Below are 18085 nucleotides of genomic sequence, written 5' to 3' on the forward strand. Positions count from 1 at the left end.
AGGAGTCTTCATGTTCTCGATCCGTGCCGTCCTGGCAGCAGGCTGCGTGGCGGCGCTGTGCGCCTTGCCGCAAGCTGGCGCCGCCGCCATCTCTTCCCCGGCAGCCGCTCAGGCGGCATCCGTGCCGGCGCGCCCGCGCATCGCCCTGGTGCTGTCGGGCGGCGGCGCGCGCGGCCTCGCGCATATCGGCGTATTGAAAGTGCTGCAGGAGCTGCATGTGCCGATCGACCTGGTGGTGGGCACCAGCATGGGCGGCGTGGTGGGCGGCGCGTATGCGGCCGGCGCTTCCGTGGCGGACCTGGAAAAGATGGCGCGCGAAACCAACTGGGCGCGCGTGGTGGCCGACCGGCCGCCGCGCGATGAACTGGCGTTCCGCCGCCGTGAGGAAGATTTATTGCTGCCGTCGCGCATCGAGTTTGGCACCAGCCGCAACGGCATTTCCACGCCGCCGGCCGCGGCCAGCAATGCGGCGCTGGAAATGGCGCTGAACCGGCTGCTGCCGGCGGGCATGCGCGACCGCCCCGCCAGCCAGCTGCCGCTGCCTTTCCGTTCGGTGGCCTCCGACCTGGTCAATGGCGAGCTGGTGGAGCTGGTCGACACGCCGCTGTTCCTGTCGATGCGCGCCTCGCTGGCCGTGCCGGGCGTGTTTGCCCCAGTGCGCGTGAACAACCGGCTGGTGGTCGATGGGGGCCTGGTGCGCAACCTGCCCGTCGACATGGCGCGCGCCATGGGCGCCGACATCATCATCGCCGTCAACGTGGGCACGCCGCTGGCGCCGGAAAAAGACCTGGGCAGCGCCATCGGCGTGGCGCAGCAGATGCTGCAGATCCTCACGGAGCAGAACGTGCAGCGCTCGCTCAAGGAGCTGCAGCCGCAGGATATCCTGGTGGCGCCGGATTTGACGGGTGTCAGTTTCCTCGACTTTGAAAATTATGCGCGCGCCATGCGCGCCGGCGAACAGGCGGCGCAGGCCTTGGCCGCCCGTCTGGCGCCGCTGGCCCTGCCGCCGGAACAGTTTGCAGCGCGCGAGCAGCTGCGCCTGGCGGCGCCAGCCCTGCTGGACGTGGCCCTGCCGCTCACGCGCCTGGCAGTGGAGAGCGAAGGCGATATCAATCCGCGCATCCTGCAGGCGCAATCGGGCCTGGTGGAAGGGCAGTCGGTCAGCCAGGAAGATGTGCTCAAGGCGGCGGCCAGGCTGTATGGCCGCGGCGACGTGGCGCGCGTGGAGACGGAAGTGGTCGATTCGGGTGACCAGCGCACGGTCAATATCAAGGCGGTCGAAGCGCCGTGGGCCAGCAACCGCCTTCGCGTGGGCCTGGAGCTGTCCAGCGATTTCAGGGACAGCAATAGCTTCGCCCTGAAGCTGCTGCATGTGCGCTCGAATCTGAACAGCTGGGGCGGCGAGTTGCGCAGCACGGCGCAGATCGGCAATGCGCGTGGCTATGGTGTGCAGTTCTGGCAGCCGCTGGGCGCAGGCAACCCGTGGTATATCGCGCCGCAGCTGCAGTACACGTCGTCGGCGATGGATGTCTTTGACAAGGGCCGACGCAGCGCACGCGTGACGTATAACGGCCAGACGGCGGCGCTGGTGCTGGGACGCGAGTTCGGTACCTGGGGCGATTTGCAGTTCGGTGTCACGCGCACGGAGGTCAAGGGCAAGCTGGCGATACCGGCCGATCCCACGCAGCCCGAGTCACGTGCGCTGGGCACCACCCAGTTCGTCCAGTTCCGCGTCGATACGCTCGATTCGCCGGGTTTCCCCACGCGCGGCGCGCTTCTCGACGCTACCTGGACGCGCGCCTCGACCACGGGTTCGGGCGAAGCGGCGCTGGGCCGCTCTTCGCTGACGGCGTTGAAGGCTTTTGGTTACGGCAACTGGGCCGGCCACGTGTATGGCGAATGGGCGCGCGCGCAGCGGGGCGAGGCGCCGCTCAGCCTGGGCGGCTTCCTGCGCCTGTCCGGCACGGATTTTGAATCGGTGAGCGGACGCAGCATCGCCCTGGCGCGCGTGGTGATGGCACGCCGCATCGGTTCCCTGCCCAGCACCCTGGGCGGCGCCGTGCGGGCCGGCTTTTCGCTGGAAATGGGCGGCGGCTTTGACCAGAACGAGCGCTGGAAGTCCACCAAGTTCACGCAGGCGAGCAGCGCCTTCATCTCCGTCGATACCCGCTTCGGCCCCGTGTACGTGGCCTCGGGCGCATCGAAGGGCGGCGAGAGCACTTTCTATCTGTTCCTGGGACCGGTCTGGTAAGGAGCCGCCGGGGCGGGGGACGCCGTGCTGCGGCGCAGGGCCGTGAAGGCGGCAAATTCCCATGAGCGAAACCCCAGCAGCAGGGTAAAGCCGTCGCGCTCGGCGGGCGCAAGGCGCCGGTCGTTCTGGTGCAGCCGCGCCAGTTCCTCGGCCAGCTGGCGGATCTTTTGCACCAGCTCTTGCGCGCTCGACAACGACAGGCGCGCCGGGATGCACATCAGGGTTTCGCCGGCGCCATCGAAATGCCCGCTGAAATAATCGGCCACCACGTGTTCGCGGAAGTACTGCTGCACCGGGCCGTCGGCCAGCCAGTGGAAGGCGTTCGAGACGCGCAGGCTGTAGCGGTTCAGCGGTTTGAGTTCGATCAAGCCTAGCCGGTCCAGCTCGGCCAGGCAGCCGATGCATTCTGCCTGCGTCAGCGCATACGTTTCCACCACCTGCTCCAGGCTCCAGTGGCCCAGGCAGCAGATCGCCACCAGCAGCAAGCGCGGATGCGCCACCAGCGACTTTTCCTGCACCAGCGTGAGCGTATCGGCATGCGGCGTGATGTCGGCCGCGCCGCGCAGTACGTCTTCCATGGCGATGCCCGAGGCCTTGCAGATCAGGGCCAGGCGCGACAGCGACATGTCGTGCTGGCCAAACATGCGCTTGACGCTCGACTCGCTCATGGCGATGCGCTCGGCCAATACCTTGTACGTGATGCCGGCGGCACGCAATTGGGTGCGCAGCACGCGCAAAACCAGTTCAGGTGAACTCACGAGATATCCTTTTTTACAAGATTGGTGGCGGATGACGGTACCGAATGTAGCCGCAAATGGCACTTTGCACAAGGTGATAGTACTTCCCGGCAAAAGAGATGACACTCCCGCTTGTGGCTCGCGCAGCGCGCTACAACCAGGCAATCCATCCACTTGTAGAGGTTATCCATGTTCTCCAAATTTCATTTTCCAGCAGCGATACTGGCGTTGGCCGCCATCGCTCCCCTGCATGCCGCCGCAGCCGAGCCTGCACCGGGTCCATTCTATGCGGGCGCCAGCTATGGCTTTCGCGCCAGTAGCGGCCTCGATTGCCTCGCCGGACAAAGCGATTGCGACAAAAGCAGCAAGCGCAATGGCAAGGCCTACCTGGGTTACAGTTTCGACGCGCTGCCGTTTCAGGGCGGCGTGGCCCTGCCTTCGATTGAGCTGGTGGGGTATACAGGCGGCGAGGTCAAGTCCGGCTTCGACACGGATACCGGCAAGCGCGCTGGCCGCGGCAAGTTCACGGGCCTCGGCATGCAGGGCGTGCTCGGTTACCAGTTTGACGCGTTTACACTGAGTGGCCGCGCCGGCGCGGCTTATACGCAGGGCAAGGTCGATTATCTGGGCGGCGGTTCGGACAAGAAGAGCAAGATCGGCCTGACCTACGGTATCGGCACGGCGTATGCGCTGAACCAGAACTGGTCGCTGCACCTCGACTGGGACCGCGTGCCCGTCAAGTACAACAGCAAGCAAACGACCAAGGTCGACATGTTTTCGCTGGGCGCGTCCTACCGTTTCTAAGGGGATGCTGCTGCGGCAGAGAGTGGCCTGATGGCGGACGCCCCGATGGGGGTGTCCGCGGGCGGCCTAAAATGGCCATGGCTGCGTTGCATGGCCTCGCCGTATTATCCATACTGTCTTCGTCCATGCGCCTTGCCCTGGACATTTTGAGATCAGTCTTTGACGTCGACCTTCAGCAGCAATTTCGCCAGCAGGCGTTTTTCCTGCTGGCGCTGGCCAGACACGGTTTTCACGTGCGCCCCGGCGGCGCGCTGCAAGGCGGCCGCGGCGACCGGATTGCGCGGTTTTTGCGAGGGTTCGACGCGGAACTGCATTTTCTGCCGCGTCGCCAATGCCTTGTTTGCCATCGGTCCCCTCCCTCTTTACAGCACGTAGCGCGACAGGTCCTCGTTGACCGACAGCGCTTCCAGGCGTTCGTTGACATACGCGGCATCGATCACCAGCAGGTTTTCCGTGCTGCTGCTGCCTTCGCTGGCTGTAAACGACACTTCTTCCAGCAATTTTTCCATCACCGTGTACAGACGGCGCGCGCCGATGTTTTCCGTGCGCTCATTGACCGAATAGGCGATTTCCGCCAGGCGCGTGATGCCTTCCGGCGCGAATTTCAAGGTCAGGTTTTCTGTCGCCAGCAAGGCTTCGTACTGCATCGTCAGGCAGGCGTCGGTGCTGGTCAAAATACGCTCGAAGTCCGAAATCGACAGCGATTCCAGTTCTACGCGGATGGGGAAACGCCCCTGCAGTTCGGGAATCAGGTCCGACGGCTTGGCCAGGTGGAAGGCGCCTGAGGCGATGAACAGGATGTGGTCCGTGCGTATCATGCCGTACTTGGTGTTGACGGTCGTGCCTTCGACCAGCGGCAGCAGGTCGCGCTGCACGCCCGCGCGCGAGACGTCGGCGCCGCCGGACTCCGAGCGCGAGGCGATCTTGTCGATTTCATCGAGAAAGACGATGCCGTTCTGCTCGACGTTCTGGATGGCCTTCTGTTTCAGCTCATCTTCGTTGACCAGCTTGGCCGCTTCTTCCTCGACCAGCAGTTTTAATGCTTCGCGGATCTTGACCTTGCGCGCCTTCTTGCGCTGCCCGCCGACACCCGAGAACATGGACTTGATCTGTTCCGTCATTTCTTCCATGCCTGGCGGCGCCATGATTTCCATCTGCGGGCCCGCCTCGGCCAGCTCGATCTCGATTTCCTTGTCATCGAGTTCGCCCTGGCGCAATCGCTTGCGGAAGGTCTGGCGCGTGCTGTCGCCGCCACCGCTGCCGCTGTCCACGGCCGCTGGCGTATTCGGCGTGAAGCCGAAGTCGCGTGCCGGCGGCACGAGGATGTCGATGACGCGGTCTTCGGCCGCATCTTCGGCGCGTGCGCGCACTTTCTTCATTTCCAGCGCGCGCGTCTGCTTGATGCCGATGTCGATCAGGTCGCGGATGATGGTGTCGACGTCGCGCCCCACATAGCCCACTTCCGTGAATTTGGTTGCCTCGATCTTGATGAAGGGCGCCTCGGCCAGCTTGGCCAGGCGGCGCGCGATTTCCGTCTTGCCGACGCCCGTGGGGCCGATCATGAGGATATTCTTGGGCGTGATTTCATGGCGCAGGGGCTCGGCCACCTGCTGGCGGCGCCAGCGGTTGCGCAGGGCGATGGCGACGGCGCGCTTGGCCTTGGCCTGGCCCACCACGTGCTTGTCGAGTTCGGTGACGATTTCCGACGGGGTCATGTTCATGATCATAGTTAGCTTTCTGTCTTCTTTGCGTAGAGTTCCCGAAAAACGTTCAGGGCAAGGCGCGTGGCCGCAGGCAGTACGTTTTTGTACGCCCAGGCCATGCAACGCAGCCATGGGCGTTTTCTCGGGGACTCTTAGTCGAGGGTTTCGATGATGTGGGACATATTCGTATAGATGCAGAGTTCCGCGGCGATGGTCAGCGATTTCTTGACCACTTCGGCCGGCGACAAGTCCGTGTTTTCCTGCAGCGCCTTGGCGGCCGACTGGGCGTAGGTGCCACCCGAGCCGATGGCGCCGATGCCGTCTTCCGGTTCCAGCACGTCGCCATTGCCCGTGATGACCAGGGTCGACTCGCTGTCGGCTACCAGCAGCATCGCTTCCAGGCGGCGCAGCACGCGGTCGGTGCGCCAGTCCTTGGCCAGTTCGACGGAGGCACGCAGCAAATTGCCCTGGTGCTTTTCCAGCTTGCCTTCAAAACGGTCAAGCAGGGTGAAGGCGTCGGCCGTGCCGCCGGCAAAGCCGACCAGGACCTTGCCCTGATACAACTTACGCACCTTGCGAGCCGTGCCCTTCATGACAATGTTGCCCAAAGTTACCTGGCCATCGCCGCCCAGGGCGACTTGCTTGCCGCGCCGGACGCAGAGGATGGTGGTGCCGTGAAATTGTTCCATAGTGACCTCAAAAGATTCGTGCCGATGCGTGCAGCGTCATGTGCCTGCGCGCCCATGGCTCAAAAGTGGGGATGGAAAAGGCAATTGCAAGCGGCGCTTGCCGCTGCCGTGCCTGCTTCAGTGTAGTCGGCGCAGGACGAAAAAAAAGCACGCAACCGAGGTTGTGTGCTTTTTTTCGCCATCACGGGGCAGCCGGGGCGGCCGCGCAAGGGGAGGGGCGATCAGTCGCCGTACAGCTTTTGCTTCAGTTCGCGCCGTTGCTGGGCTTCCAGCGACAGGGTGGCGGTCGGTCGGGCGATCAGGCGCGGGATGCCGATAGGCTCGCCCGTTTCCTCGCACCAGCCATAGTCGCCGGCGTCGATGCTGGCGATCGATTGCTGCACTTTCTTCAGCAATTTGCGCTCGCGGTCACGCGTGCGCAGTTCCAGCGCATGCTCTTCCTCGATGGTAGCGCGGTCGGCAGGATCCGGTACGAGCACGGTTTCACGCAAGTGTTCCGTGGTTTCGCCGGCGTTTTTCAGCAGGTCTTTTTCGAGCTGCTGCAGACGCGCCTTGAAGAATGCCAGTTGTGCCGGATTCATGTAGTCATCTTCGCTCATGGCGCGAATTTGGTCTTCGCTGATGAGAGGGATGTCTTGGTTGGCGGCCGGGGTCGATTTATTAGTTTTGGTCATAACTTCGCTTACCTTCGATACGACAGAGTTTTCAAATTGATCAGTTGATGCGGCGACGCCGAGCAACTGTACAGGTTCCGCTGGGCATTGCTGTCCGGATGTACTGCTTGCGACCTTGGCTTGCCGGCGTCGGCCAGGACTACCGGCCGGCTACATTTGCCATGTTGATAACTTTTTACCGCTCTATGCCAGTCGCGCTATGCGCGCGACGATGGGCGTGTTGGGTGGATCGCTTGCATGCCTGGCATGTGGCCAGCGGCAGTTTGCCAGCATTTCATGACAGGCGAACGACATGGGCCGTTTTCGTCGCTGATTTTGGCACGCTTTGCCTTATATTGCCATCCCGATTTGTTGCCTAGCCGATCAGAGACGGCTACTTGTTGGTTTATGCCAGCAAGTTGGGTGTCGGACAGCGGGAAAGCGTGCTTAACTTTCCCTTTTGTTTCTGCTTTGCAAAGAATACTTTGCAAAACCCGGCTAGTTTATACCAAACATTGTTCGAGTCCGCGAATAAAAATGTCTTTTGGTAGATTTTTGCCAATAAACACCATTTTGCTGCCGCGCACTTCATTCTCGCCCCATTTGGCACCCAGGTCGCTGCCCATCAACTGGTGCACGCCCTGGAAGACCACCTTGCGTTCGGCTCCCTGCATCAGCAGCACGCCTTTGTAGCGCAGCATGCGCGGGCCATACACTTGCACCAGACCGCCGAGGAACTCGTCAAGCTTGGCGCTGTCGAACGGTTGCGTGCTCTTGAAAACAAAGGCGGCGATGTCGTCGCTGTGCTGTGCATGGTGGTGGTTCGCATGGCCGCAATCGGTGGCGCAGGCGTCGCTGTGCTCATGTGCGTGCTCATGTGCGGGTTCATGCTTGTGCTCATGTGCGTGATCGTGGTCGTGCGCTTTGTCGTGGTCGTGGACGTGCGCCGTTTCCGTGGCCAGGAAATCCGGGTCCAGTTCCAGCTTTTCATTCAGGTTGAAACCGCGAATGTCGAGCACCTCGGCCAGCGGCGCGCGGCCGAAATCGACCTTGGCAATGGGGGCGCGGGGATTGATGCGCTTCAGGCGGCGCGTCAGGGTGGTCACGTCCTCTTCACTGACGAGGTCGGTTTTCGACAGCAGCAGCTTGTCGGCAAAACCCACTTGCCGCTGGGCTTCTTCATATTCATCGAGTTGCTTCATGGCATGACGGGCATCGACCACCGTGATAATGGCGTCGAGCATGTAGTGGCTGCCCACTTCTTCGTCGACAAAGAAAGTTTGCGCCACGGGGCCGGGATTGGCCAGGCCCGTTGTTTCGATGACGACGCGGTCAAACGCCAGCAGGCCGGCGTCGCGTTTGCGTGCCAGTTCCGTCAGGCCCACGATCAGGTCGCCGCGCACGGTGCAGCAGATGCAGCCGTTGTTCATCTCGATGATGTGCTCGTTGCTATCCTGTACCAGGATTTCATTGTCGATGTTTTCCTGGCCAAACTCGTTTTCGATCACGGCGATGCGCATGCCATGGTCTTCCTGCAGTATGCGGTTGAGCAAGGTGGTTTTGCCGGCGCCCAGGAAACCGGTGAGGATGGTGGTTGGAATCAGTGCCATGAGAGATGCCTATGCTGTAATCGATGGTGCCACCGCGCAAGCGGAAGAATGCGGACGATTATGCCGGAATTTTGCAAATGCTTGCAAATGCGCGCCGATCCGCTTGATATGGATCAGGCTGGCCCCGGCTGCGGCTGCCTACTTGAGCTTGGCGCGCGGGTGCGCCTGGTCATACACGTGCGCCAGATGCTGGAAATCGAGGGCCGTGTAGACCTGGGTCGAGGTGATGCTGGAATGACCCAGCATTTCCTGTACGGCGCGCAAGTCGCCTGACGATTGCAGCACGTGCGAGGCAAATGAGTGGCGCAGCACGTGCGGGTGCACGTTGGCGGGAATGTCGGTGGCCAGCGCATGGGCCTTCAGGCGCAGCTGCAATACGCGTGGCGAGATGCGCGTGCCGCGCGTGCTTAAAAACAAGGCAGCGCTGCCATCCCTGGCGGGCGGGCGCACGGCCAGCCAAGTACTCAAGGCCACGAGCGCTGCCTTGCCGACAGGCACCTTGCGCATCTTGCTGCCCTTGCCCGTGACGATGACTTCGAAGCTGGCCATGTCGAGCCAGCCCAGCGAGGCGGGCTGGCCGCCCTCGGCCTTGCAGTAATGGGTGTCCAGGCTGGTCAGTTCGGAGACGCGCAAACCGCTCGAGTACAACAGCTCGAACATGGCGCGGTTGCACAGTTGTTCCGGCTCGGCGCCACCCTGCTGGTGTTGCGCGGTCGCGACGAGTCGCACGGCGTCGTCCACCGACAGGGCTTTGGGTAAGGTTTTGGCCCGTTTGGGCGCGCGGATGCCGTCGACGGGGTTGGCATCGAGCTTGGTCTCGCCACTGAGCCAGTTGAAAAAGCCCCGCCACGACGACAGCTTGCGGGCGATCGAACGTGGGTCCAGGCCGCCGCTGTGCAGCTTGGCCGTGTAGCGGCGTATTTCGTTGTGCGCGAGGGCGGTCCAGGGCGTATTGCCGCTCAGTTCCAGCAAGGCGCGCAGGTCGCGCCCGTAGGCGTCCAGCGTATGCGGCGACAGCTTGCGCTGCGTGGCCAGCTGCGCCAGATAGGCGTCGAGCCATTCGGCCTTGTCGCGCGCTTCATGCATGGTGTTCTCAGGCAGGCGAGCCGGCGCGCAGCGCGGCCAGGGCGGCGCTGGCCGTGGCGCCGATGTGCACCAGGAAGTCCGTGCCCATGCTCGAGGTAAAGCGTTCGCTGTCGGGCGAACCGAGCACCAGCAAGCCGAAGGTGCCGGTCGTGCCGGGCGCGCGCAGGGCGATCATGACGGTCGATTCGATTTTATCCGCCTGCAACCAGTGCACGGCTTCGAAATCGCGGTTGCTGCCGCAGTACGGCGCTTGCAAGCTGTTGGCGAACATGCGCACGTCGGCCGTGACATCTTCCGTGAACCAGCCGTTGGCGTGTTCCGGCAGCACTTGCCACAGGCGCAGGCTGACATAAGGCACGTCGAAATTGCTTTGCAAGGCATCGACCAGCACGCGCGGCATGGCCGCATCGCTGCGCACTTGCAGCATGGCCTGGTTCCAGCCGTGGAACTTGCTGGCGATGTCGCCATTTTCCTCGGCCAGGCGGCTCAGTTTGGACATGCGCAGTTCGAGCGCCTTGTATTTGTCACGCATCACTTCCATCTGCCGCTCCTGCAGCGAGATGGTGCGTCCCGTCAGCGGGCTGCTCAGCTTGACCTCGCCGAGCAGCGCGGTATGCTCTGCGAAGAAAGTCGGATGCTCGCTCAGGTACTGGGCGACGGTGCTGGAATCGAGTGTGGCGGTCATTGATAGTCAGAAGAGAGAAGGATGAACGCTTCATTCTAACCGAGAGTGCGCCCGCATAGGCGCAAAGGGCAGGGCGCCGATGCATTTTCCGCGCGCACATGAAAAAAGCGGCATGGTTGCCCATGCCGCTTTGTATTCCTAGCTCAGCAATCACCCGTGGAGGGTGACAGGCGGGGCATTAGAAGTTGTGGTGTACGCCGATGCCGATGTAGTTGACGCTTTTCGCAACGGTGTAGTTGATGTTATTAGCAACGGCTGCTTTCTTGTTCGAAATATCCGCGTACAGGTAGGTGCGTTTCGACAAATTGTAGTCATAGCCCAGCGATGCCTGCTTGGTCTTGACGACGCCATCCGGGGTTTTCTGGCCATAGCCAGCGCGGATCTTGCCTGGGCCGACGTCGTAGTTGGCGCCAATCAGCCATGCCTTGGTATCTGTATTGATGATCTTGAAGTTGCCATCATCCTGATGCTGGTACGACGCCATCAGTTTCAATTCCTTGACCGGATTGAACGATGCAGCAACCGACCACAGCTTGGCTTGCAAGCCATTGCGCTCGTAAGCGGCCATGGCGGCGAACTGTTCATTGGTATAGGTAGCCGACATCGAGTACGGATTCGACGCTGGCGCAATGTTTCCTACCACGGCGTAGTTACCCGAGGCAAATGTGACTGCGTTGACCGGCGTACGCGCTGGGACGGCGGCATTGGAATTGGCTTCCTTGGCGGCCACGGTGGCGTTGAACTGGAAGCCGCTGATGACTGGCGAATTATAGAACAAGGCGTTCGAGAAGCGGTTACGCGAGTTGCCATCCGCACTCAGTGGATCGCTGGTGTAACCGGCGACCGTGATGTCGGTCTGGAAACCGGCTTGCGTAGGCATGCCCGACCATGGTTCGAACGCGGTGCTCGCTTCCTGGAAGGCAGTCAGGCCACGGCCCAGGCGGACGGTACCGAAGTTGCCTTGCAGGCCGACGCGGCTCTGACCCTGGAACAGCGGACGGGAGTTGCTTTCCAGCGTACCCGTATCGGTTTCATAGCGAATTTCCAGTTGGAAAATAGCTTTCAAGCCATTGCCCAGATCTTCCGTGCCCTTGAAACCCAGTTTGTTGTTGTCGCGTTTGGTGACGGCAGTGGTGGAACCTGTCGCTTTACCCAGGCCAGCATCGATCGTGCCGTAGATTTGGACGGACGACTGCGCTTGTGCGGTTGCGGCAAAGGCGCCGAAGAGTGCGAGGGCAACGAGTGATTTTTTCATGTCTTATTCCCTATTAAAAGTGAGTTCCGTCCGAGATCCGAGCAGATTGAAATGCGCCAATTACCGCGTTTCGATGAATGAACCTTAATTCGTCGGCGCGCAAGACGTGCGGGATTGGTCAAATATGCGTGAAAAAATTGGTGAAAAGCGTCATAAATCCATGGTCCTGTTGTATTTTTGTAACGCGCGGTTTCTGCCGATCCTGCGCCGATAGCCAGCGTTCTCCTATCGCCACGGTGGCGGCTCCTTGCCATCTTGGCGTATGTTGGCCAGGAGATTGTTGCGTTGAGTCAAGTTCTTCAGCCGGCTTTGGCGGATTTATGACACAAGGACGTTACACTAAGGGACGGCCTGCATTGATGGGCCTGGAGACAGCTCACTATTATTAGAATCATTGACTCAATATCGAGAATCGATGGCAAATCGCGAAACATTAGGATTGATCAAGGGCGCACGTGCGGGCGATGTGGCTTGCCAGCTGGCGTTGGGGCGGCTGTATCTGTTCGGACAGGGTGTGCCGCAGAGTTTGCCGACAGCCTTGCACTGGCTGGCGCGGGCGGCCCAGGAAGATAGCCAGGAAGCATGCTTGCTGATCGGTACGCACGTGCCTTTCGCCGTGGCGCAACCGGCAGCCAAGACGCTGATTCCGTATTACGCGCAGGCGTTCGATGCGGGCCTGGTGCAGGCGGGCCTGGTGCTGGCGCAACTGGTGCTGGGCAACGCCGCCAGCAGTTGTGAAACCATGCGCGCCAAGGCGCGCGTGGCGCTGGACGCCGCCGTGCGGGCCGGCTTGCCCGATGCGCAATGGTTGTTATCCATGCAAGAAGGATCGTCTGCCGCCGCCGTGCCTGATACCAGCCTTGCTGGCGAACAGGCGCTCAATGGCGACACGCCGTTGCAGGCCGGACTGGAGCAGGCCTGGAACCAGGGCGACCATGCCGGATTCCTGTCGCAAGGCTTGCCGCTGGCGCGCCAGCTGTTACAGCGCCAGGCTGCGTCCGGTGCGCGTGCCATCACCCTCGACGCGCAGCAGGTGCTGTTGCTGTCGCGTTGCGCCCAGGCACTGGCGCCTGGCGGTGATGCCGAGGGCTGGCAGTGTTGCGAGCTGGCCGCGCATGGCGGCGACCGCACGGCGCAGCTGGAGCTGGGACTCGGCTATGCGCGCATGGATGCGCATGGCCAGCGGCTGGCCACGCGCAACGGCGCGGCCAATTTCAAGCGTGCCGTGCGCTGGCTGACGCAGGCGGGTGAGCAGGGCCTGGCCGAAGCCTGGTTTGTGCTGTCGCGCATTTACACAAAACCGGAATTTTCCCAGCGTAATGTGGTCGAGGCCCATTCGTGCCTGGAGCGTGCCGCCGACCTGGGGCATGGCCCGGCCCAGCTCGAGTGCGGCATGCATGCCTGGCGCAATCGCCGCGATGGGGTCAACAACGATGTGCGTGCCGCCTATTGGTTGCTGCAGGCGCAGGCGCAAGGCAGCATTGAAGCGGAGGCGGCGCTGGCGAAGATCGCGCCATACGGTGAGCCCGGCGATTGGGGCCAGTACGCCGCCCTGGAGGCCGATGGGCACTTGCGGCAATTGGGCCAGAGCCACCCCCTGCTGGCGGCGCGGCTGGAGCTGGCGCGCCGCTTTCATCTGTCGCGTGCCGAAGCGCTGCTGCTCGATCTCCATGCCGCCGACCAGGGGCATTGTTTGTTGATCGATATCAGCGCCACGCATGGGCGCGGCAAGCGGCGCCTGGTGTTGATCCGCACGGCGCAGGAGCGCCAGCTGCTCGATCAGGTGGTGCGCCTGTTCGAACGCGTCGATTGCGGCGTGACGGGGCCGGAAGGCAATTACCGGCAACGCCTGTACCGCCTGAAGTGCTACCTGGCCGAGCTGGGTGTGGCGCAGGAACAGCAGTTCCTGGTGGCATGATGTGAGGCGGCTTGCCGCTTTGACTACAGTTCGATCGTGCCTTCGAATACGGTCACGGCCGGGCCCGTCATCAGCACTGGATGGCCTGGGCCTTGCCAGGCGATCGACAGTTCTCCGCCGCGCGCGCTGATGCGCACGGGCGAGTCGAGCCGGCCGCGCAGGATGCCGGCCACGGCAGCGGCGCAGGCGCCCGTGCCGCAAGCGAGGGTTTCGCCCGCGCCCCGTTCAAACACGCGCAGTTTCACGTGATGGCGGTCGATGATCTGCAGGTAGCCGGCGTTGACGCGGCGGGGAAAGCGCGGATGGTGCTCGATCAGCGGGCCCGATTGTTCCAGGTCTTGCGCGTCGACATCTTCGACCACTTGCACGGCATGTGGATTGCCCATCGAGACGACGGACACCAGCACGGTTGTATCGTTGCCCGGCAGCGCCAGGTCCAGCGGCCACAAGGTGTCGTTGCCTTCTGCTACACCGTCCAGGCCGTTTGCATCGAATGGCACCAGCTTTGGCTCCAGCACGGGCGCGCCCATGTCGACCGTGATGCTGCCGTCGAGTTCCAGGCGTGGTGCGATGATGCCGGCCATGGTTTCCACGCGGATGCTGTCCTTGCTTGACAAGCCTTTTTCGCTGACGAATTTGACGAAGGCGCGCGCGCCGTTGCCGCATTGTTCGACTTCGCCGCCATCGTTGTTATAGATGCGGTAGCGGAAGTCGCAGCCGGGCAGGCGCGGCTTTTCCACCACCAGGATCTGGTCGGCGCCGATGCCGAAACGGCGGTCGGCCAGGCGCTGCCACTGGGCTGGCGTGAAGTCGATATCTTGATTGATGGCATCGATGACGATGAAGTCATTGCCGGCGCCATGCATCTTGGTAAATTGGAGTTTCATGTTCTGCCGTATCACTGGTGCTGGTTATAAAACGAGGCTTCGCCTTGCGGACGCGTCTTGAAGCGTTTATGGGTCCAGAAATACTCGGCCGGCGCTTCGCGCACGCGCTCTTCGATGAATTCGTTCATGCGGCGCGTGGCGGCCGTGATGTCGTCGCCTGGATAATCGTCCCAGGCCGGGTAATAGGTCACTTTCCAGCCCTGGTAATTGGGCAGGAAGGTGGCGATGACGGGAATGACTTGCGCCTTGGCGGCCAGCGCCAGACGCGCCGTGGCCGTCAGAGTGGCCGCGGGCACGCCGAAGAAGGGCACGAATTCCGCATCCTTTTCGCCGAAATCCATGTCCGGCAGCATGAAATACGGCAAGCCGTCGCGCAGCGCGCGCAGAATCGTCTTGATGCCGTCCTGGCGCGTAAACAGCTTGGGCGGCTTGAAGCGCGAACGGCCATTGCGCAAGGCCTGGTCGAAGGCGGGGCTCTTTTGCTGCACATACATGGACGAGGCGGAAATTTCCATGGCCGTGGCGGCGCCGGCCACATCGAGGCAGACAAAGTGCGGACACAGCAAGATGGTGGGCTTGGCCGCGATCTGCTGGCCCGGGAAGGCGGGCACCTTCTTGATCAGGCGGTTCAGGCGCGCTTCCGACGACCACCACAGGATGCTGCGCTCCCACACGCTGCGCGAATACGCCTGGAAATGCTGGCGCGCCAGGGCCACGCGTTGCTGTTCCGTCAATTCCGGCATGCACAGGCGCAGATTTGTCAGGGCAATCTTGCGCCGCGTGGGCATGGCGATGAACAGCACGCTGCCGACGGCCACGCCGAAGCGGCCGAGGATGGGCAGGGGCAGCCAGTGCAGCAGCCACATGAAGGCGATCAGCAGTCTCATGCCTGCTCCTTGGCAGCATCCGGCGCCGCTGGCGTGGGTGGCGGCGCGCCGCGCGGCACCTTGTAGCGATTGTAGCTCCACAGGTATTGCGCGGGACTGCGCGCGATCAATTGTTCCATGGCCGCATTGATGGTACGCGCCTGCTGCGCCGAGGTGCTGTCCAGCGATTCGGTAAACGGCACGAAATGCACGACATAGCCGCGCCCGCCCGGCAGGCGCTCGGCGTAGGTGATGATGACTTCGGCGCCGCCCATCTGCGCCAGCTTGGCCGGCAGGGTCATGGTGTAGGCGGGGCGGCCGAAGAAATCGGCCCACACGCCTTCGCCTTCTTGCGGCACCTGGTCCGGCAGCAGGCCGATGGGCTGGCCTTTTTTCAGGCATTTGGCAAAGATGCGCACGCCCGACATGTTGGCCGGCGCCAGCATCAGGTTTTCGCGTGCGCGCGCCCCTTCGATCAGCGGTTTCAGGGCGGCGCGCTTGGGCGGGCGGTACATCACGGTGAGCGGCGTGCGCAGGGCGATCTGCTGGGCGACGATTTCAAAGCAGCCCAGGTGTGGTGTCAGGAAGACGATGCCGCGGCCGTGCTGCAACGCTTTTTCCACCAGCTCCCAGTTTTCCACCGTCGCGTGGCGCGCCACGCGTTCGGCTGGCGCACACCAGATGAAGGGCAATTCCAGCACGCTCTTGCCCGCTTCGGCCACGGCCGTGTGCAAGTGTTGCGTAAACCCCGCACCTTGCATGTTCTCGCGCATGCGGCGCCGGTAGGACGGGGAAATGGCGTAAATCACCCAGCCGAGCGCAGCGCCCAGGCCATGCAGGACGGGCAGGGGAAAGAGGGATAAGAAGCGGAAAATTGGGACTAACATGAATAAGCTGTTTCCAGGAATGGCGTGTTGCTGTGCCAAAATTTTTTAAGAAGCGTAAAATACCACGTATGCAGTAACCGCTGAGTTAATAGACAACTTGCGAAGCGGAATATAAATATCGCTAAAGCGTCGCAGGCAACATCCTCTTTACTGCGACAGAACATTCACATAGTAATCAGGAGCTTGCAATGTCAAACGACTATCTCTTCACTTCCGAATCCGTTTCGGAAGGCCATCCCGACAAGGTTGCCGATCAAATTTCCGACGCCATCCTTGACGCCATCCTGACCCAGGATCCGACCGCCCGCGTGGCTGCCGAAACCCTGTGCAACACGGGTCTGGTGGTGCTGGCTGGCGAGATTACCACTTACGCCAATGTGGATTATATTCAAGTTGCGCGCGAAACCATCAAACGCATCGGCTACGACAATACGGAATACGGCATCGACTACAAGGGTTGCGCCGTGCTGGTGGCCTACGACAAGCAGTCGCCGGACATCGCGCAAGGCGTCGATGAAGGTGCGGGTATTGACCTGGATCAAGGCGCTGGCGATCAGGGCCTGATGTTCGGCTATGCCTGCGATGAAACGGCTGAGCTGATGCCAGCCGCCATCCACTACGCGCACCGCCTGGTCGAGCGCCAGTCGCAGCTGCGCAAGGATGGCCGTCTGCCATGGCTGCGTCCGGACGCGAAATCGCAAGTAACCCTGCGCTACGTCGATGGCCGCCCGGTTGGCGTGCACACGGTCGTGCTGTCGACCCAGCATGCGCCGGAAATCTCGCACAAGCAGATCGAAGAAGCCGTCATCGAAGAAATCATCAAGCCCATCCTGCCGCGCGAATGGCTGACGGAGACCAAATTCCTCGTCAACCCGACAGGCCGTTTCGTCATCGGCGGTCCGCAAGGCGATTGCGGCTTGACCGGGCGCAAGATCATCGTCGACACCTACGGTGGCGCAGCCCCGCACGGCGGCGGCGCATTCTCGGGCAAGGATCCATCGAAAGTCGACCGTTCCGCAGCCTACGCGGCCCGTTACGTGGCGAAAAACATCGTTGCCGCCGGCCTGGCGCGCCAATGCCAGGTGCAGGTCAGCTACGCCATCGGCGTGGCCAAACCGATCAACATCACCGTTTACACGGAAGGCACGGGCGTGATTCCTGACGCGGAAATTGCCAAGCTGGTGCTGGCGCACTTCGACCTGCGTCCAAAAGGCATCGTGCAAATGCTCGACCTGCTGCGCCCGATCTACCAGAAGAGCGCCGCCTACGGCCACTTCGGCCGCGAAGAGCCGGAATTCACGTGGGAGCGCACCGACAAGGTCGCCCTGCTGCGCGACGCTGCCGGCCTGAAATAAGCTAGTCCGCTTGCAAGAAAAGCGCTCCGGCCAGCAGGCCGCGGGCGCTTTTTTTATGGGCGCGCCCGCGACGGCGCGTAGCGAACGGCGCTGCCATGGGGAGTCGCTACAATTCATTGCAAATAAACCAATTAGGGAATTCCATGATCTTGTTGCGCCCACGCTCGCTGCTTGTTGTTCTGCTGGCTACATTCGGCCTGTCCTTTGCCGTGGCGGCGCCAGCCACGCTGACGGTGGGGCAATGGCTGGACAAGGCAGAAGGGGGCGACGGGCATGCCGTGCTGACTCTGGCGGCGGCCGGCAAATTTGTTTTCCCCGATGGCTCGCTGGCAACGCCGGTGCAGATCAGGCCCGAACTCACCGAGTTGATGGGGCAAATGTCGGTACGCCAGGCCTTGCATGTGCTCACCATTTATGCGGACAGTGGTTTTCTCGCCACGGATCCCGATGCCTGGCGCTCGAATATCAAGCCCGATCCCGTGATCACCTGCAAATGGGCCATGCGCGCCGCGAATTACCCCACCGACGGCAGCAAGGCCGATAAAGACATGCTGCCCATCCTGCGCGACCTGGCCGATGCAGTGGCGCAGCGCCTGGACGCTGACGCGCGCGCCACTTGTCTCATCCAGGGCAAGAACTGGCCGCGCAAACCGTAGGGCGCCGGCCCGCTTGACTAATGGTTGCCGCCGGCGCATGGCC

17 protein-coding genes are annotated in these 18085 nt (G+C 62.3%); 5 read left to right on the top strand and 12 right to left on the bottom strand.

Annotated features, from left to right (window positions below; all coding sequences use genetic code 11):
• Positions 1 to 10 precede the first annotated feature (10 nt).
• Entirely contained in the window at positions 11 to 2251 is a 2241-nt protein-coding gene (locus ACQ4WL_RS16110; RefSeq protein WP_436510649.1) for a patatin-like phospholipase family protein, read from the top strand.
• On the opposite strand, the gene ACQ4WL_RS16115 is transcribed toward ACQ4WL_RS16110, so the two are convergent.
• The gene (locus ACQ4WL_RS16115) at positions 2224 to 3009 is read right to left on the bottom strand and encodes a helix-turn-helix domain-containing protein (RefSeq protein ID WP_436510650.1); all 786 of its coding nucleotides are present in this window, start codon (positions 3007 to 3009) and stop codon (positions 2224 to 2226) included. The genes ACQ4WL_RS16110 and ACQ4WL_RS16115 overlap by 28 nt on opposite strands.
• 168 nt (positions 3010 to 3177) lie before the next feature.
• Between ACQ4WL_RS16115 and ACQ4WL_RS16120 the strand changes: the two genes are divergently transcribed.
• A complete protein-coding gene (locus tag ACQ4WL_RS16120; protein WP_436510651.1) occupies positions 3178 to 3792 on the top strand; it encodes an outer membrane protein in 615 nt (204 codons plus the stop codon).
• A gap of 152 nt (positions 3793 to 3944) precedes the next feature.
• Here ACQ4WL_RS16120 and ACQ4WL_RS16125 read toward each other — a convergent pair whose 3' ends face one another.
• The 8 genes from ACQ4WL_RS16125 to ACQ4WL_RS16160 form a co-directional block, all read right to left on the bottom strand.
• Positions 3945 to 4139, bottom strand: coding sequence for a hypothetical protein (locus ACQ4WL_RS16125; RefSeq protein ID WP_076565067.1), 195 nt, complete (start codon positions 4137 to 4139; stop codon positions 3945 to 3947).
• Between the two features lie 15 nt (positions 4140 to 4154).
• Complete coding sequence (gene hslU, locus ACQ4WL_RS16130; RefSeq protein WP_436510652.1) at positions 4155 to 5513, bottom strand: ATP-dependent protease ATPase subunit HslU; 1359 nt, start codon at positions 5511 to 5513, stop codon at positions 4155 to 4157.
• 134 nt (positions 5514 to 5647) lie between these two features.
• Positions 5648 to 6184 (bottom strand): ATP-dependent protease subunit HslV, encoded by a 537-nt coding sequence (hslV, locus tag ACQ4WL_RS16135; RefSeq protein WP_010394217.1) that lies wholly within the window; start codon positions 6182 to 6184, stop codon positions 5648 to 5650.
• A 221-nt stretch (positions 6185 to 6405) separates the two neighbouring features.
• Positions 6406 to 6858 carry an RNA polymerase-binding protein DksA gene (gene dksA / locus ACQ4WL_RS16140; protein ID WP_034753066.1) on the bottom strand — a complete coding sequence of 151 codons (453 nt, stop codon included), beginning with the start codon at positions 6856 to 6858 and terminating at the stop codon, positions 6406 to 6408.
• 482 nt (positions 6859 to 7340) lie between these two features.
• Positions 7341 to 8447 carry a CobW family GTP-binding protein gene (locus ACQ4WL_RS16145; RefSeq protein ID WP_436510653.1) on the bottom strand — a complete coding sequence of 369 codons (1107 nt, stop codon included), beginning with the start codon at positions 8445 to 8447 and terminating at the stop codon, positions 7341 to 7343.
• Positions 8448 to 8585: 138 nt separating this feature from the next.
• A complete protein-coding gene (locus ACQ4WL_RS16150; protein ID WP_436510654.1) occupies positions 8586 to 9533 on the bottom strand; it encodes a tyrosine recombinase XerC in 948 nt (315 codons plus the stop codon).
• Between the two features lie 7 nt (positions 9534 to 9540).
• Positions 9541 to 10218, bottom strand: coding sequence for a DUF484 family protein (locus ACQ4WL_RS16155; RefSeq protein ID WP_426087405.1), 678 nt, complete (start codon positions 10216 to 10218; stop codon positions 9541 to 9543).
• A gap of 178 nt (positions 10219 to 10396) precedes the next feature.
• On the bottom strand, positions 10397 to 11473 hold the full coding sequence (locus ACQ4WL_RS16160; protein WP_436510655.1) for a porin: 1077 nt from the start codon (positions 11471 to 11473) through the stop codon (positions 10397 to 10399).
• 415 nt (positions 11474 to 11888) lie between these two features.
• On the opposite strand from ACQ4WL_RS16160, the gene ACQ4WL_RS16165 reads away from it, so the two are divergent.
• On the top strand, positions 11889 to 13391 hold the full coding sequence (locus ACQ4WL_RS16165) for a tetratricopeptide repeat protein (protein WP_436510656.1): 1503 nt from the start codon (positions 11889 to 11891) through the stop codon (positions 13389 to 13391).
• Positions 13392 to 13414: 23 nt separating this feature from the next.
• On the opposite strand, the gene dapF is transcribed toward ACQ4WL_RS16165, so the two are convergent.
• From dapF to ACQ4WL_RS16180, 3 genes are read right to left on the bottom strand one after another with little or no spacing between them, the layout of a single operon-like run.
• Positions 13415 to 14278, bottom strand: coding sequence for a diaminopimelate epimerase (gene dapF, locus ACQ4WL_RS16170; protein WP_436510657.1), 864 nt, complete (start codon positions 14276 to 14278; stop codon positions 13415 to 13417).
• A gap of 11 nt (positions 14279 to 14289) precedes the next feature.
• Entirely contained in the window at positions 14290 to 15165 is an 876-nt protein-coding gene (locus ACQ4WL_RS16175) for an LpxL/LpxP family acyltransferase (RefSeq protein WP_436510658.1), read from the bottom strand.
• Positions 15162 to 16031 (bottom strand): lysophospholipid acyltransferase family protein, encoded by an 870-nt coding sequence (locus tag ACQ4WL_RS16180; RefSeq protein ID WP_436510659.1) that lies wholly within the window; start codon positions 16029 to 16031, stop codon positions 15162 to 15164. Before ACQ4WL_RS16180 ends, ACQ4WL_RS16175 begins: the two co-directional genes overlap by 4 nt.
• Before the next feature lie 188 nt (positions 16032 to 16219).
• Here ACQ4WL_RS16180 and metK point away from each other — a divergent pair, with 188 nt between their 5' ends.
• Both metK and ACQ4WL_RS16190 read left to right on the top strand, forming a co-directional pair.
• Complete coding sequence (gene metK, locus ACQ4WL_RS16185) at positions 16220 to 17386, top strand: methionine adenosyltransferase (RefSeq protein WP_071079821.1); 1167 nt, start codon at positions 16220 to 16222, stop codon at positions 17384 to 17386.
• A 143-nt stretch (positions 17387 to 17529) separates the two neighbouring features.
• A complete protein-coding gene (locus ACQ4WL_RS16190; RefSeq protein ID WP_436510660.1) occupies positions 17530 to 18042 on the top strand; it encodes a hypothetical protein in 513 nt (170 codons plus the stop codon).
• The last annotated feature ends 43 nt before the right edge of the window (positions 18043 to 18085 follow it).

Origin of the sequence: Janthinobacterium kochi (genome assembly GCF_051380715.1) — a bacterium.
Taxonomy (GTDB): domain Bacteria; phylum Pseudomonadota; class Gammaproteobacteria; order Burkholderiales; family Burkholderiaceae_D; genus Janthinobacterium.

What these genes read in the sequence shown, in the direction of transcription:
- ACQ4WL_RS16110 (WP_436510649.1), top strand. Translation starts at nt 11, where the DNA reads ATGTTCTCGATCCGTGCCGTCCTGGCAGCAGGCTGCGTGGCGGCGCTG.
- ACQ4WL_RS16120 (WP_436510651.1), top strand. Translation starts at nt 3,178, where the DNA reads ATGTTCTCCAAATTTCATTTTCCAGCAGCGATACTGGCGTTGGCCGCC.
- ACQ4WL_RS16125 (WP_076565067.1), bottom strand. Translation starts at nt 4,139, where the DNA reads ATGGCAAACAAGGCATTGGCGACGCGGCAGAAAATGCAGTTCCGCGTC.
- hslU (WP_436510652.1), bottom strand. Translation starts at nt 5,513, where the DNA reads ATGAACATGACCCCGTCGGAAATCGTCACCGAACTCGACAAGCACGTG.
- hslV (WP_010394217.1), bottom strand. Translation starts at nt 6,184, where the DNA reads ATGGAACAATTTCACGGCACCACCATCCTCTGCGTCCGGCGCGGCAAG.
- dksA (WP_034753066.1), bottom strand. Translation starts at nt 6,858, where the DNA reads ATGACCAAAACTAATAAATCGACCCCGGCCGCCAACCAAGACATCCCT.
- ACQ4WL_RS16145 (WP_436510653.1), bottom strand. Translation starts at nt 8,447, where the DNA reads ATGGCACTGATTCCAACCACCATCCTCACCGGTTTCCTGGGCGCCGGC.
- ACQ4WL_RS16150 (WP_436510654.1), bottom strand. Translation starts at nt 9,533, where the DNA reads ATGCATGAAGCGCGCGACAAGGCCGAATGGCTCGACGCCTATCTGGCG.
- ACQ4WL_RS16155 (WP_426087405.1), bottom strand. Translation starts at nt 10,218, where the DNA reads ATGACCGCCACACTCGATTCCAGCACCGTCGCCCAGTACCTGAGCGAG.
- ACQ4WL_RS16160 (WP_436510655.1), bottom strand. Translation starts at nt 11,473, where the DNA reads ATGAAAAAATCACTCGTTGCCCTCGCACTCTTCGGCGCCTTTGCCGCA.
- ACQ4WL_RS16165 (WP_436510656.1), top strand. Translation starts at nt 11,889, where the DNA reads ATGGCAAATCGCGAAACATTAGGATTGATCAAGGGCGCACGTGCGGGC.
- dapF (WP_436510657.1), bottom strand. Translation starts at nt 14,278, where the DNA reads ATGAAACTCCAATTTACCAAGATGCATGGCGCCGGCAATGACTTCATC.
- ACQ4WL_RS16175 (WP_436510658.1), bottom strand. Translation starts at nt 15,165, where the DNA reads ATGAGACTGCTGATCGCCTTCATGTGGCTGCTGCACTGGCTGCCCCTG.
- ACQ4WL_RS16180 (WP_436510659.1), bottom strand. Translation starts at nt 16,031, where the DNA reads ATGTTAGTCCCAATTTTCCGCTTCTTATCCCTCTTTCCCCTGCCCGTC.
- metK (WP_071079821.1), top strand. Translation starts at nt 16,220, where the DNA reads ATGTCAAACGACTATCTCTTCACTTCCGAATCCGTTTCGGAAGGCCAT.
- ACQ4WL_RS16190 (WP_436510660.1), top strand. Translation starts at nt 17,530, where the DNA reads ATGATCTTGTTGCGCCCACGCTCGCTGCTTGTTGTTCTGCTGGCTACA.